Source organism: Cellulomonas sp. HZM (genome assembly GCF_000708885.1).
GTDB lineage: Bacteria > Actinomycetota > Actinomycetes > Actinomycetales > Cellulomonadaceae > Cellulomonas.
The window spans coordinates 15,529-29,163 of sequence record NZ_JEOE01000034.1 but is presented as its reverse complement, the minus strand read 5'-3'; the positions used below and the strand labels follow the sequence as shown (position 1 = coordinate 29,163).

The window sequence follows — 13,635 nt, the reverse complement described above, 5'->3', positions numbered from 1 at the left end:
GTCTTGATGGGCGTCGGGTCGGGGGTCGGTGTCGCGTCCTGGCGCAGCAGGTCCACCTGCTGGCGCGCGTCGGTCAGCGAGTCGGCGTGGATGGTCTCGTCGACGCGCTCGCGCAGGTAGGCCGACGAGATGTCGTCGGCCGCGAGGTCCGTCGTCTCCACCAGCGTCGAGAGCGCGACCGGGCCCAGCTGCTGCGGCACCCCGCGGAAGATCGCGACCTGCGTGCCGTCGACCCCCACGTAGTACTGCGTACGCAGCCACGCCCACGAGCCCGCGCCGGCCACCGCGAGCAGCACGACGACCGCGACCGCCGCGAGCCACCCGCGCGAGCGGCGGCGCGGCTCGTCGGGCTCGTCGTCCTCGTCGTCGTCCGCCGCGCCGTCCTGGCCGGCGTCCGGGGCGGGCTTGCCGAGGTTGGCCGCACGCGACGCCGGGCTCTGCTCGGCGCTCGTCGGCGCGTCCCACGTCGTGGCCGCCGCGCCGACGACCGTCGCGTTCGTCGTCGGGCCCGCGCCGTCGGCGACGTCGTCGAGCTCGATGACGTCGGCGAGCACCACCGTGACGTTGTCCCCGCCGCCGGCCCGCAGCGCGAGCTGCACCAGGCGGTCCGCGCACTGGTCCACGTCCCCGACCGTGCGCAGCGTCTCCGCGATCGTGTCCGCGGACACGAAGCCCGACAGGCCGTCCGAGCACAGCAGCCAGCGGTCGCCCACGCGCGCCTCGCGCACCGACATGTCTGGCGTGACCTCGGCGTCGAAGTCGCCCAGCACACGCATGACGACCGAGCGCTGCGGGTGGTGCTCCGCCTCCTCGGGCGTGATGCGGCCGATGTCGACCAGGTGCTGCACGAACGTGTGGTCCGTGGTGACCTGCGTCAGCACGCCGTCGCGGTACAGGTACCCGCGCGAGTCGCCCAGGTGCACCATCGCGAGCTTGTTGCCCGCGCGCAGGATCGCGATGACGGTGGTCCCCATGCCCGCGAGCTCGGGCTCGGCCTCGCTGCGGGCCACGATCTCGTCGCGAGCCTCCTCGAGCGCGGTCTCGAGCCGGTCGAGCGCGTCGTCGGACCCGTGCGACTCGCCGTCCAGCGGCGCGAAGGCGGCGAGCGCGACCGACGACGCGACGTCCCCGCCCGCGTGCCCGCCCATGCCGTCCGCGACCATCAGCAGGTGCGGGCCGGCGTACCCCGAGTCCTGGTTGTTGCTGCGGACCAGGCCGACGTCCGAGCGCGCCGCGTAGCGTAGGGCGATCGTCATCGCTGCAGCTCGATCACGCTCTGGCCGACGCGCACCTGCGCGCCGGGGGTCAGCGGGGTCGGCGCCTCGACGCGCTGGTCGTCCAGGAACGTGCCGTTGGTCGAGCCCAGGTCCTCGACGTACCAGCCGTCGGCCTGCGGGAAGATCCGCGCGTGCCTCGACGACGAGTAGTCGTCGTCCAGCACGAGCGTGCAGGCGGGCGCGCGGCCGATGAGGACGGCCGACGAGGCGAGCGGGACGATCGTGCCGGTCAGGGGTCCCTCGGTGACGACGAGGCGCGGCTGCTGGCGGCTGCGGCCCGCGCTGCTCCGGGGCTGCTGCGGGGCGGCCTGTGGTGCGGGGGGCGGGCCCTCGGCGGCGACCGTGGCGCGTCGCCGCGTGCGGCGGTCAGTGATGCGGGTTCCGTACAGGTCGCGGCGCAGCACCGCGATGGCGGAGAGCACGAGCAGCCACAGCAGCGCCAGGTACCCCAGCCGCAGCAGGGTGATCGTCAGCTCGCTCATCGGGGCCGCGTCACTCGTCCTGGTCCGGCTCGCCACCCGTCCAGAAGAGGATGCGCGTGCGCCCGATCGTCAGGGTGTTGCCGTCGAGCAGCGTCGCCGCCGGCACCTGGTGGCCCTCGACGAACAGGCCGTTGGTCGAGCCGAGGTCCGTCGCGACGACCCCGTCGGGCGACACCCGGATCTCCAGGTGCTTCCGGCTCACGCCCGGGTCGTCGACGATGATGTCCGCCTCCGAGCCGCGGCCGATCACCGTGACCGGGCCCGTGAGCAGGTAGCGCTGTCCGTCGATGTCGACCAGGGGGTGCCGGGCGCTCGGCGCGGCGGTCGTCGCGGGGGCCACGGCGCCCCGGACGGTCGCGCTGTGCACGCGGAACCGGCCGGCCTCCTGCTCGGTGTCCTCCGTGAAGCTCACCGTCACCGGGCCGACGAACGCGTACCGCTGGCTCGCGGCGTGGTCGGTGACGTTCGCGGCGAACTCGTCCGCCAGCGCCTCCGCTCCCCACGCCTCCACCTGGTCGTAGTCGGCAGTCGAGAGCTCGATCGTGAACTCGTTGGGCACCACGGTGCGGTCGCGGCCGACGACGGCGGCGCGCTCGTCGACCTCGCGGCGCAGCGCGCTCGCCAGCTCGACGGGCTTCAGCTCGCCCTTGAACGCCTTCGCGAAGGCGTTGTTGACCACCCGCTCGACACCGTTCTCGAACCTGTCGAGGAAGCCCACACCCACCACCTTCACGCGTCCGACGACGCCCGTCCGCCGGGCTCGCACGGCCCCCGCCGCCCGGACGGGCCGCGGTGGGTCGCTCCGATCGTATCCACGCTCTGTGCCCGGGGGCGGCCACCGACCCGCTGCGGCGCGGGTGGATGGGGTGATGATCCGGTGTGCGGGGGCTGTTCGGCTGGGCTGGTCGGCCGGGTCGGCGGGCGGCAGCTCCGCGAGCAAGCAGTTGGTTGCGTCCCGGGCACCTGATCCGCAACCAACCGCTTGCTCGCTCCCGGCACGAGGGCCGACGAGCGGGTCGGTGGGCGTCCTTCGGGCGGGGAGCGGATCCTCGGCGTGTCCGGAGTCGGGCCGCACCGTGTTAGTGTTCTCGGCGCGCGCGAGTGGCGGAACGGCAGACGCGCTGGCTTCAGGTGCCAGTGTCCGAAAGGGCGTGGGGGTTCAAATCCCCCCTCGCGCACAAAGACGAGGGTGTCCCGAGAGGGAGCCCGATCGCTTCACGAAACCCCCGGCGGGGTCCATCCGGCCGGGGGTTTCGTCGTCTCCGGCCGCGTCCGCCCCGTCCCGGCCGGTCCTGACCCACGCCGGACGGCTCCCGGATCGCACGCTATCCTCCCGAAGCGGGCAAAAGGGGGCACAAGGATGGACGACGCCGAACGGGCGCGGCGGCTACGCGCCGATGCCGCGCGCCTGCGCGACCTGGCGAAGAAGGCGGGCCGTCAGGCCGATGCCGTCGCGACCCTGCTCGACCCGATCGCAAAGCTCGACGACGAGCACACCTGGTCGGGCACGTTCGCGCGCGACACCCACGACGACCTCGGCACGTGGGGTCGGCAGCTGGACGGGTCGGCCGCGGCGCTGCGTGACAAGGCGACGTGGTGGAAGCACGCGGCGGACGTGATGGACAAGGAAGCGGCGAAACTGGCGCTAGCGGCGGAGAAGGTGCCGAAGTGACGTTCGCCGGCTTCGACCTCGACCGCACCGATGCGCTCGCGCGTGCGCTGCGCAACGCGTGCGACCAGGCGCCGGACCTGTCCCGGGCGATCGCCGCCACGCTCGACGAGGCGCACGAGATCATCATGACGGCCGACGGCGCGCCGCTGCCCCGCGGCGGCACCTGGTCGACGGACTACGACGCCCAGCGCGTCGGCCTGACCACGGTGACGCGGGACGCGTCGTTGCGGGCCGGACAGATCGAGCGCCGGGCGGCCCACCTGCGGGCGTGCGAGAAGCTGGACCGCGACGGGTTCTGGGTCGATCTCGCGCACGTCTTCGACGACGCGCCGCCGCCCGACGAGGAGTCGATCCGGCGCGTGCTCGGCGAGCTGCGCTCCGCGAGCGGCGACGACACCGGCTGGAACGGGAACCACGATGACCTGACGGAGGCGCTCGAGCACCTGCAGGGTCTGAAGGACGACGAGCTCGACGCCGTCCTGCTGGGCCTGACCGACGACGAGTACGCGAAGCTCGACGCGGCCATGCGCCGCGGAGACGGCTTCTTCAGCGACAACGGCCTGAGCAACGACGAGCTGCTCCAGCTGGGGACGGACATCCTGCCGCGTGCGTCCGCGGCCGCCGTGCGACGGCTGTCGAGCGGCCTGCCCGTCCTCGAGCCCACGTTCGGCAACTTGGAGACACCCGTCGAGGGCGACTACTCGTGGGGCGGGTCGATCAGCCTCGACGGCGCCTCGCTCGACGACATCAACCAGGGCGCGGTGGGCGACTGCTGGTTCCTTGCCGGGCTCGGCGCCGAGCTGCGCGCCGACCCGTCGTTCGTCGCCGACCACGTCACGGACAACGGCAACGGCACCTGGACGGTCACGCTGTACCGCGACGGCAAGCCGGTGCCCGTGACGGTGGACGGCTCGGTTCCCGGGGGCTCGTCCCCGCGGTTCGCGCACGGGCCCGGCGGCGCGCCGAACTGGGTGTCGATCTACGAGAAGGCGTTCGCACGGTTCCACGGCAGCTACGGCGACATCGAGGGCGGCTGGGGCGACCAGTCGATGGAGGCGATCACGGGCCGCGACGCCGACAGGCACACTGACGGCATGTTCTCCGACCTCCCGTCGCTCGACGAGGTCAAGAAGCAGCTGGACGCCGGCCACCCCGTCACCGTCGGCACCAAGGACGACGCTTCGGTGTGGCCCTGGGGGGCAGACGACGATGACGACCGCGTCTTCGACAAGCAGCTGGTCAGCCACCACGAGTACATCGTCGTGAAGGTCGAGGACACCGACGACGGCGAGCGCATCACCGTGCGCAACCCCTGGGGGAACACCGACCAGGCACCTGAGCAGGTCGTCCTCGACGAGGACGAGTACCGGCGCTGGTTCTCGGAGGTCTCGGTCGGATGAGCATGCCCACGGACGACAGCACCGGGACCAGCGGGCTCGTGACCGCCGCGGTCGGCCGCGACAGACGGTCGGTCCGGCGAGGCGTCGTCGTGGCGGTCGCCGCCGCCGTGGTGGTCGTGGCGGCCATCGTCGTCGCGATCGTCGTGCTGGGCGGTGACCACTCCCGACCCGCGCCTCCGATGACCGACGCGGCCAAGGCGGCCGGTGCCGTCCGGTTGACGTACCCGAACCGCGCGCTGCCCCCGCCCGTCGTCTCGATACCGGTCGAGGGCCGCGACCCCGTCGAGGTGGAGTTCGGCGACGTCGAGCCCGGGGCCGACGGTGCGCCCGTGGCGTCGTTCGCGCTGCGGGAGGCCGGCGACGAGTGGCATCGCGTCGAGCTGCCGGCCGGTGGCCAGGCCGACGTCCTCGACGTCCGGGTGCGCGTCCTCGCGGTCCACGACGGTGGATCGGCGAAGGACGACGCGGTCGACGTGGTGCTGGAGCCGCAGCCGTGAGCGCGGAGGAGGGTGCGGAGGTGGGTGCCGAGGTGGCTCGGATCGGGCGCGACGCGCAGTACCGGGTCGGCGGGCTGCTCGTCGGGATCGTCGCCGTCAAGCCGCTCGATCCCGCGGCCCCGGACGACGCGGTGATGCTGGCGCTGAGGGACCCTGCGCAAGGCGAGGGCGTGCAGGTGATCCTGCGGCCCGGCCGTGCGCACGACTGGCTCGGCCGGCGGGTGGAGGTGCTGGACCTGCAGCGGGACCCGGTGGTGGTGGAGCTGTCGGTGGGGCCGTCGGCCGGGACGGTGTGACCGCTCGCGGTCCCCATGCTCTGGTGGGACCGGCTCAGCCGGGGCGGGACGTCCAGCCCTGCGCGTGCATGCGGGCGAAGCCGTCGAGCATGAGGTCCAGGGCGAACTCGAACTCCGCCTGGTCGTCGCAGCCCCCGTCCACCGCGGAGGAGTCGTGCGACGAGGCCGCAGCCACCGCCGCGACGTTCGGGAACGCGTGCGCGAGCGCGACGAGCACCGCGGGGTCCTCGGGCGGGGGTGTGGGGGTGTCGAACAGCTCCTGCGTGAAGCCCCACGCGCGGCTGCCGAGGGCGTGCATGACGTGGTGGGTGAGGTCGTCGGAGAAGCCGCCTGCGCGGAACATCGCGATCGTCTGGTCGAGGTAGCCGAGCACGGCGGGCGTGACGACGACGCGCGTCTCGAGGACCGGCCGGGCCCAGGGGTGGCGGCGCAGCACGCGGCGCGCGGCCAGGACGCGGGCGCGCACCGCGGTGCGCCAGTCGGTCCCGACGAGCGGCGGGTCGATCTCCGCGACGAGCACCTCGACCATCCCGTCGAGCAGCTGCTCCTTGTTGGCGACGTGCTTGTACAGGGCCATCGGCACCACGCCGAGGTGCTGCGCGAGCCTGCGCATGCTGAGCGCGTCGAGGCCCTCGCCGTCCGCCAGGGACACCGCGGCGAGCAGGACGCGCTCGCGGTTGAGCCGGGTGCGGACCTCCATGTCACCCCCTGCCGCCGTTGACGCGGAGTACACCGTACACCTAGCGTTCTGGACGACAGGTGTACGCAGTACACCTCGGGACCCGAGGAGTGAACGATGGACACCACCCGACGAGCAGCTGCCGTCGCCGGCGCGCTCTACCTCGTCACGTTCGTCGCGTCGATCCCCGCGCTCGCGCTGCTGGGCCCCGTGCTCGACGACGCCCGCTACGTCGTCGGGGCCGGCGCGGACAGCCAGGTCACGTGGGGTGCGGTGCTCGACCTCGTCAACGCGGCCGCGTGCATCGGCACGGCCGTCGCGCTGTACCCGGTGCTGCGCCGGCAGAACGCGTCGCTCGCGCTTGGGTTCGTCACCTCGCGGCTCATGGAGGCGGCGATCATCGCGATGGGTGTCATCAGCCTGCTGGCCGTCGTCACGCTACGGCAGGAGCCGCCGGCCGGGGCCGACGACGCCTCGATGGTGACCGTCGCCGCGGGGCTCGTCGCCGTGCGTGACTGGACGTTCCTGCTGGGTCCGGGGCTCGTCGCGGGCGTCAACGCGCTGATCCTCGGGTCACTCATGTACCGGTCGGGGCTGGTGCCGCGGATCATCCCTGTGCTGGGGCTCGTCGGCGCCCCGCTGCACCTCGCCGCGGTGCTGGCCTCCGTCTTCGGGGTCAACTCGCAGACGTCGGCGTGGTCGGCGATCGCGGTGGTGCCGCTGTTCTGCTGGGAGCTCTCGCTCGGGTTGTGGATGGCGTTCAAGGGGTTCCGCGCGCCGGAGCGCGAGCGGTTCCAGCGAGTGCACGACGAGCGCCGCGAACTCGTCGCCGTGTGAGCGAAGTTGATCGGAACACCCCCGACGGGTGATCGCTATTTGTCCGGTTGTTGACGGTTTCGTCCGAACGGGTCTACGTTCCGCAACGAGACGTCGACACCTCGACACCGCCGGCCGACGGGGACCGGCGGCGTGCACCGTCCGGCTCCTATCCGACAGGAATCCCTCATGCGCAGACATCGTCGTCACGCGCTCGTCCCGCTCCTGGCCGTCCTGGCCGTCGTCCTCGCCGCACTCGTCGGGCCCGCCGGGCCTGCGAACGCGGCGACCCAGCTTCCCTGCGACATCTACGCAGCGGCGGGAACGCCCTGCGTCGCCGCGCACAGCACCACCCGCGCACTGTTCGCCGGCTACGGAGGTCGGCTCTACCAGCTCACGCGAGCTTCCGACCACGCGACCCACGACGTCGGCACCCTCGCCACGGGCGGGTACGCCAACGCCGGCGACCAGGACGCGTTCTGCAACGGCACCACCTGCTCCATCACCGAGATCTACGACCAGACCACCCGCCACAACGACCTGACCGTCTCCCCGGCGGGCACCGCGGGGCCGGCCGACTACCCGGCCGACGCGAGCGTCATCTCCGTGACGGCCGGCGGGCACAAGGTCTACGGGCTGTGGATCTCCCCGCAGCACGGGTACCGGCACTACGTGGGCTCGGGGGTCGCGCGCAACGGGCAGCCCGAGGGCATGTACATGGTCGCGAGCGGCACCCACGTGGGCTCCGACTGCTGCTTCGACTACGGCAACGCCGAGGCGCAGGTCGCCGACACCGGCAACGGGCACATGGACGCCGTGAGCATCGCGACGACCTGCTACTTCGCCCCGTGCAGCGGGTCGGGGCCGTGGGTCGAGGCGGACCTGGAGAACGGCATGTTCCAGGGTGCCAACGGCTCCAACACGGCCAACAAGGGCAACTCGTCGGCCTTCGTCACGGCGTTGCTCAAGAACAACGGGCAGACCACCTACGCGTTGAAGGGCGGCAACTCCCAATCGGGAGGGTTGTCGACGTGGTGGTCAGGGGCCTTGCCCAACCGCGGCGGGTACATGCCGATGCAGCAGGAGGGCTCGATCATCCTGGGTACCGGCGGTGACAACTCCAACCGCAACATGGGCACCTTCTTCGAGGGCGTCATGACCTCCGGCTATCCGACGGACGCGGCCGACGACGCGGTCCAGGCGAACATCGTCTCGGTGGGCTACTCGGGGCGCACCGACCTGCCGAACGCGCCGCAGGGCACGATCACCGGCCCGGGCGGCGCATGCCTCGACGTCGCAGCCGACGACACCGGGGTCAACGGCCGTGAGGTGCAGCTCTGGTCCTGCCAGACGTACGCGGTGGACCAGCACTGGACGCACTACGCCGACGGCACGCTGCGCACGCTGGGTCGCTGCCTCGACATCGACGGGAACGGCACGGCGGCCGGCACCAGGCTCGAGATCTGGGACTGCAACGGGGCGGGCGGCCAGAAGTGGGTGCAGCGCGCCGACGGGTCGCTCTACAACCCGCAGTCGGGCCGGTGCCTGGACTCGCCGAACGGTGCGACCGCCAACGGCACGCTCGTGCAGATCTGGGACTGCAACGGTGCCGCGGCGCAGAAGTTCGCGGTCAACGGCGGTGGCACCGTGAACGGCCCGGGCGGGCAGTGCGTGGACGTCGCGGCCGACGACACGGGCGGCAACCTGTCCGCGGTCCAGCTGTGGGGATGCCAGTCGTACGCCGCCGACCAGCACTGGTTCCACGCGTCGGACACGTCGCTGCGGACGCTGGGTCGCTGCCTCGACATCAACGGCAACGGCACGGCCAACGGCACGAAGGTCGAGCTGTGGGACTGCAACGGCGTGGGCGGTCAGAAGTGGGTCCAGCAGGCCGACGGCTCGCTGCTCAACCCGCAGTCCGGGCGGTGCCTCGACGCACCGAGCGGTGTGACCACCAACGGCACGCGGCTGCAGATCTGGGACTGCAACGGGAGCGCGGCGCAGAAGTTCGCGCTGACCTGAGCAGGCACGACGCCGGACCCGCCGACGCATCGGGGCGGGTCCGGCGTCGTCGTGCCCCCGCCGTGGCATGCTGCGCGCCGTGACCCGTCGCGATGCCGCCCCCCGGCCGTTCGCGCTCGCGCTCGTCCTGGTGCTGCTGCTCGCGCTCGGCGCAGCCGTCGCGGTCGGGATCGGCGGGACGCTCGGCCTCAGTCACACCGCGGCGGACGTCCCGGACGAGCAGCCGTCCGCGGCGGCGGCACGGGCCGACGAGCCGGCACCGGCCGTCCGCGGGGTCGTCGCTCCCGACGAGCCGTCGCTGCAGCTCGCGGCGCGCTCGGTGGCTGCGGCGTACTCGTCGCGCGGGCTGGGGACGCCGCAGGTGCTGGCGGCCGACTACACGCGTGGGCCGTGCTGCGACGTCGTCGCGACCGTGGACCCGACGAGCGGCCTGACCGGCGAGCAGTTCCGGCTCACGAGCGGCTCCGGCGTGCACGTCGTCGCCGGGACCGCCGCCGGCGCGCGGGCCGGGCTGTACACGGTCGCGGACCGGGTGCGCTCGGCCGCGGTCGTCGTCCCGGCCGACGAGCAGGGCGTGACGCAGGCGCCCCGGCTGGGCCTGCGGCTCACGGACGTCGGGGCCGTCGGGCTCGACGACGACCCGGCGCGCTTCTCGTCGGGCGACGACTACTCCCTCAACTCCGACGTCGTCGGCTCCGCGCTGCTGCCGACCGCGCCGTGGGTCGACGACGCGGCCGTGCGCACGATCTCCGCGCAGTTCCACCAGCTCGTCGACCACGCGTCCGAGCAGGGGTACAACGGCGTCGTCGTCCAGGGGTTCCTCGAGTACGTGACGTTCGCCGACCTGGGCGTATACCCGGCGGGCGACCCGCACGTGGCGCGCGCGCAGGCGATGGTCCGCGCGTTCGCGCCCGTGTGGCAATACGCGCACGACATGGGCATGAAGGTCTACCTGATGACCGACATGCTCGCGGTCGACCCCCCGCTCGAGAGCTACCTCGAGCGCACGGTCGGCAGCCTCGACGCGACGTCTCCCCAGCTGTGGTCGGTGTACCAGGACGGCCTGCGCGAGCTGTTCGCGTCCATGCCGTTCGTCGACGGCCTCATGGTGCGCATCGGTGAGGGCGGCTCCGCCTACCAGCTGCCCGGGTGGGACTACTCGTCGAAGATCGCCGTCACCACGCCGGCGGCGGTGCAGGCGATGCTGCACGCGCTGCTCGCGACCGCGGGCGACGCGGGCAAGGACGTCGTGTTCCGCACGTGGACGGTCGGTTTCGGCGACGTGGGCGACCTGCACACCAACCCCGACGCGTACGAGCGCGTGCTCGGCGACATCCACGACCCGCACCTCGTCGTCTCCACCAAGTACTCCGCCGGCGACTTCTACAGCCACCTGCCGATCAACCCGACCCTGGCGGTCGGCGACCAGCGGCGCATCGTCGAGCTGCAGGCCCGCCGCGAGTTCGAGGGCCAGGGGTCGCTGCCCGACGACACGGGCGACCTGACCCAGCGTGCGCTGCGCGAGGTGCTCGCCGCGAACCCGCACGTCGAGGGCGTGTGGGACTGGGCGCAGACCGGCGGGCCGCTGTACGCGGGGCCGCGCGCGCTCTACCTGCGCGACGGGTTCTGGCAGCTGTGGGACGCCAACGCCTACCTCGCGGCGCGGATCGCGAGCGACCCGGACGTCGACGTCGCGGCAGCGCGTGCGGACTGGGTGCGGCAGACGTTCTCGGCGGACCCGGAGACCGTGGCCGCGATCTCGCAGGCGTACGCGCTGTCCCGGTCGGCGATCACCGACGGGCTGTACATCGGGCCGTACGCGAACCAGTCGGTCAAGGCGCTCGGGCTCGAGCCGCCGCCCATGATGTGGCTGTTCGAGTGGGACATCGTCTCCGGCGACAGCGCGACGTTCGACACGATCTACGCCCTGACGAAGGGGCACGTGGACGAGGCGATCGCGCAGGGGCACGCGGCTGCCGCGACGGCTGCTCGTATGCGCTCGCTCGTCGCGGGCACGCCGGCGTCGTCGTGGCGCGACCCCGCCCAGCGCACGTCGTTCCTCGCGGCGCTCGACTACGAGGCGGACCTGCTCGCGACCCTCGACGCCTACCGCGAGACCGTGCTGCGGCATGCGCAGTGGCTCGACACCGGCTCGGGCGCCGCGCGCACGGCCTGGCGCTCCGCCGAGGACCGGTTCGCGACCGCCCGCGCCGCGCACGTCGCCCGCTACGGGGACGACCTGCAGCTCCCCGCGTACAACTTCACCGCCGCCGACCTGGGCACGCTCCGCGCCGACCGCGACCCTGCGATGGCGTGGGTGTCCCGCCTGCTCCTCGTGCTCGTCGCGGTCGCGCTCGGCCTCGGTGCCTGGTCGCGCGGCGCGACCCGGTTCCCCGGGCACGCGGCGCTGCGGGCGCTGTGGAACGGGGCGACGAGGCCGTGGCGGCTGCGGCCCGACGACCTGCCGAGCGGAGTGGTGGACCGGGTGCTGGTGTGGGCGGTGCCCGCGGTGGTGCTCGTCGCGTCGCGGTCGGCGTACACGTGGTTCGCGGCCCCCGTCCACCTCGCGCTGACGCTCGGGGCGTGGCTGCTGTTCGCGCTCGTGGCGTGCGCCGTGCTCGGGCGTCGGTCGCGGTTCGCGTTGCTCGCGACGATCGGCGGTGTGGCACTGCTCCGCACGGTGCTGCTGCTCGCGGTGCTGTCGTGGCGCGGGCCCGGGCGGTACTGGTTCGGGTTCTGGACGATCCCGGGGCAGCGCGCGCTCTACGTGAGCATCGCGTTCGCGGCGTTCTGCTGGCTGTTCGTCGCGACCGCCGCCGTGCTGCGCTCCGGGTACGGGCTGGGCCGGCGGCGCGCGTGGGGCGTGGTCGCGCTCGCGGTCGGCGTGGTGCTGCTCGTCGGGGGTGGCGTGGTCGCGGCGATCGGGCTCGAGGACGTGCTGACGCTGTGGAACGACCAGCTCGCGCTGCTGCCGTGGGGGCTGCACCGCATCCTCGGGTTCTGCACGTACCTGGGCATCCCGGAGTCGCTGGCCGTCGACGTGGCGGTGGCGGGTGCGGTGCTGGGCGTCGTCGGCGCCGTCCTGGCGCTGGTGCCGACGAGGTGCAGCACGCCACCGCCCGTGCGAGCCTGACGGGGCGGTCCTGAGGCGATGCGGCCCGGCGCGCGAGAGCGAGGAGAGCGCGATGAGGCTGCCGACGGCACGAGGACGGCTCGGCGACACGCTCGTGTCCGCCCTGACAGGGTCGCCCGGGCGGACCGGGACGCTGGACGACACCGTGGAGGCGGCCCTCGCCGCCACCGACGACGTGCTGACCGACGAGGACGTGCAGCTGTCGCTGTTCGTGCTCTACGAGCTGCACTACCGAGGGTTCGACGACGTCGACGACGGGTGGGAGTGGGAGCCCGGCCTCCTGGCCGCCCGCGGGCTGCTCGAGCAGGCCTTCGAGACCACGCTGCGTCAGCGCGTCACCGTGCCCGGACCCGTGCCGGCCGAGCGTCGGGCGGTCGCGGACACCCTGTTCGCCATGACCGCCCCCACCCCCGGCCCGAGCGTGGCGCGTTACGTCGCGCGCCGTGCGGATCGCACCCAGCTCGTCGAGCTGCTGGTGCAGCGGTCGGTCTATCAGCTCAAGGAGGCGGACCCGCACACCTGGGCGATCCCGCGCCTGGCCGGTGCGGCCAAGGCGGCGCTGGTCGAGATCCAGGCCGACGAGTACGGCGGCGGCTCCGCCGAGCGCATGCACAGCGCTCTGTTCGCACGGACCATGCGCGGCATGGGCCTCGACGACACGTACGGGCGGTACGTCGAGGCGGTTCCCGCAGTGACGCTCGCGAGCCTCAACGCCATGTCGCTGTTCGGGCTGCACCGCAGGCTCCGGGGAGCGATCGCCGGGCACCTCGCAGCGTTCGAGATGACCTCGTCGATCCCCAACCGCATGTACGGCGACGGCTTCCGGCGCCACGGCGCGGACCAGGACACCACGTGGTACTTCGACGAGCACGTCGAGGCCGACGCGGTGCACGAGCAGATCGCCGGGCGCGACCTGGCGGGGGGGCTCGCGGAGCAGGAGCCGGAGCTGGTCGACGACATCCTCTTCGGCGCGGCCGCGTGCCTGTACCTCGACGACCTCGTCGGGGCGCACCTGCTCGACGCCTGGGGACGAGGCAGGTCTTCGCTGCGGACGCCCGTGGTCCCGGATGCGGGAGCGGCGTGAGCGACGCCCCCCGCCCCCGGAACGTCCCGCCGTCCGTGACGGCCTGCCCGGACGGTCCCCTGCTCGTGCGCGGAGACGTCGAGCTGGTCGACGACCGCGGGGAGCCGCTGCCCCGCCGGCGCGCGACTCTCGCGCTGTGCCGCTGCGGTGCCTCGGCCATCAAGCCGTTCTGCGACGGGACGCACCGGGCGATCGGGTTCCGGACGCCGTGAGGTGGCCGGACCGTCTCTCCGACGTCGCGCATCGCGGGACCTAGGACCCGCGCCTGCCGGAACGG

The 13,635-nt window shown here is 73.1% G+C and carries 13 protein-coding genes and 1 tRNA gene; 10 read left to right on the top strand and 4 right to left on the bottom strand.

Translation table 11 applies throughout. From position 1 onward, the window contains the following. From AW16_RS0113955 to AW16_RS0113945, 3 genes are all read right to left on the bottom strand, one after another. Window positions 1-1,256, bottom strand: a 1,256-nt coding sequence (locus tag AW16_RS0113955; RefSeq protein ID WP_029291371.1) for a PP2C family serine/threonine-protein phosphatase, incomplete at its 3' end; no start/stop codon positions are given. Then, window positions 1,253-1,759, bottom strand: coding sequence for an FHA domain-containing protein (locus AW16_RS0113950; RefSeq protein WP_029291369.1), 507 nt, complete (start codon window positions 1,757-1,759; stop codon window positions 1,253-1,255). The genes AW16_RS0113955 and AW16_RS0113950, both read right to left, overlap by 4 nt. A 10-nt stretch (window positions 1,760-1,769) precedes the next feature. Next, on the bottom strand, window positions 1,770-2,477 hold the full coding sequence (locus AW16_RS0113945; RefSeq protein WP_029291367.1) for a DUF3662 and FHA domain-containing protein: 708 nt from the start codon (window positions 2,475-2,477) through the stop codon (window positions 1,770-1,772). 377 nt (window positions 2,478-2,854) lie between these two features. Between AW16_RS0113945 and AW16_RS0113940 the strand changes: the two genes are divergently transcribed. From AW16_RS0113940 to AW16_RS0113920, 5 genes are all read left to right on the top strand, one after another. Beyond that, window positions 2,855-2,937: transfer RNA gene (locus AW16_RS0113940), tRNA-Leu, on the top strand. Between the two features lie 182 nt (window positions 2,938-3,119). Further along, a complete protein-coding gene (locus tag AW16_RS0113935; protein ID WP_029291365.1) occupies window positions 3,120-3,431 on the top strand; it encodes a hypothetical protein in 312 nt (103 codons plus the stop codon). Beyond that, entirely contained in the window at window positions 3,428-4,831 is a 1,404-nt protein-coding gene (locus AW16_RS0113930; RefSeq protein WP_029291363.1) for a C2 family cysteine protease, read from the top strand. Before AW16_RS0113935 ends, AW16_RS0113930 begins: the two co-directional genes overlap by 4 nt. Next, window positions 4,828-5,328, top strand: coding sequence for a hypothetical protein (locus tag AW16_RS0113925; protein ID WP_029291361.1), 501 nt, complete (start codon window positions 4,828-4,830; stop codon window positions 5,326-5,328). Before AW16_RS0113930 ends, AW16_RS0113925 begins: the two co-directional genes overlap by 4 nt. Next, entirely contained in the window at window positions 5,325-5,624 is a 300-nt protein-coding gene (locus AW16_RS0113920; RefSeq protein WP_029291359.1) for a hypothetical protein, read from the top strand. Before AW16_RS0113925 ends, AW16_RS0113920 begins: the two co-directional genes overlap by 4 nt. A 34-nt stretch (window positions 5,625-5,658) precedes the next feature. Here the strand turns inward: AW16_RS0113920 and AW16_RS0113915 are convergent, their stop codons facing one another. Then, window positions 5,659-6,324, bottom strand: coding sequence for a TetR/AcrR family transcriptional regulator (locus tag AW16_RS0113915; RefSeq protein WP_029291357.1), 666 nt, complete (start codon window positions 6,322-6,324; stop codon window positions 5,659-5,661). Window positions 6,325-6,420: 96 nt separating this feature from the next. Here AW16_RS0113915 and AW16_RS0113910 point away from each other — a divergent pair, with 96 nt between their 5' ends. From AW16_RS0113910 to AW16_RS18505, 5 genes are all read left to right on the top strand, one after another. After that, window positions 6,421-7,140: a DUF4386 domain-containing protein gene (locus AW16_RS0113910; RefSeq protein WP_051681960.1), complete on the top strand. Its 720-nt coding sequence runs from the start codon at window positions 6,421-6,423 to the stop codon at window positions 7,138-7,140. Between the two features lie 168 nt (window positions 7,141-7,308). Further along, complete coding sequence (locus AW16_RS0113905; protein WP_029291353.1) at window positions 7,309-9,141, top strand: arabinofuranosidase catalytic domain-containing protein; 1,833 nt, start codon at window positions 7,309-7,311, stop codon at window positions 9,139-9,141. A 79-nt stretch (window positions 9,142-9,220) separates the two neighbouring features. After that, window positions 9,221-12,274, top strand: coding sequence for a hypothetical protein (locus AW16_RS0113900; protein WP_156044190.1), 3,054 nt, complete (start codon window positions 9,221-9,223; stop codon window positions 12,272-12,274). 52 nt (window positions 12,275-12,326) lie between these two features. Further along, window positions 12,327-13,358, top strand: a complete 1,032-nt coding sequence (locus tag AW16_RS0113895; protein ID WP_029291349.1) for an iron-containing redox enzyme family protein — start codon at window positions 12,327-12,329, stop codon at window positions 13,356-13,358. Continuing rightward, window positions 13,355-13,570: a CDGSH iron-sulfur domain-containing protein gene (locus AW16_RS18505; protein ID WP_029291347.1), complete on the top strand. Its 216-nt coding sequence runs from the start codon at window positions 13,355-13,357 to the stop codon at window positions 13,568-13,570. The genes AW16_RS0113895 and AW16_RS18505 overlap by 4 nt, the downstream gene beginning before the upstream one ends. Window positions 13,571-13,635: the final 65 nt, after the last annotated feature.

Bases quoted from the DNA above. Each gene is read 5' to 3' on its own strand.
- AW16_RS0113925 (WP_029291361.1), top strand. From the start codon at position 4,828: ATGAGCATGCCCACGGACGACAGCACCGGGACCAGCGGGCTCGTGACC.
- AW16_RS0113905 (WP_029291353.1), top strand. From the start codon at position 7,309: ATGCGCAGACATCGTCGTCACGCGCTCGTCCCGCTCCTGGCCGTCCTG.
- AW16_RS0113950 (WP_029291369.1), bottom strand. From the start codon at position 1,759: ATGAGCGAGCTGACGATCACCCTGCTGCGGCTGGGGTACCTGGCGCTG.
- AW16_RS0113915 (WP_029291357.1), bottom strand. From the start codon at position 6,324: ATGGAGGTCCGCACCCGGCTCAACCGCGAGCGCGTCCTGCTCGCCGCG.
- AW16_RS0113910 (WP_051681960.1), top strand. From the start codon at position 6,421: ATGGACACCACCCGACGAGCAGCTGCCGTCGCCGGCGCGCTCTACCTC.
- AW16_RS0113935 (WP_029291365.1), top strand. From the start codon at position 3,120: ATGGACGACGCCGAACGGGCGCGGCGGCTACGCGCCGATGCCGCGCGC.
- AW16_RS0113895 (WP_029291349.1), top strand. From the start codon at position 12,327: ATGAGGCTGCCGACGGCACGAGGACGGCTCGGCGACACGCTCGTGTCC.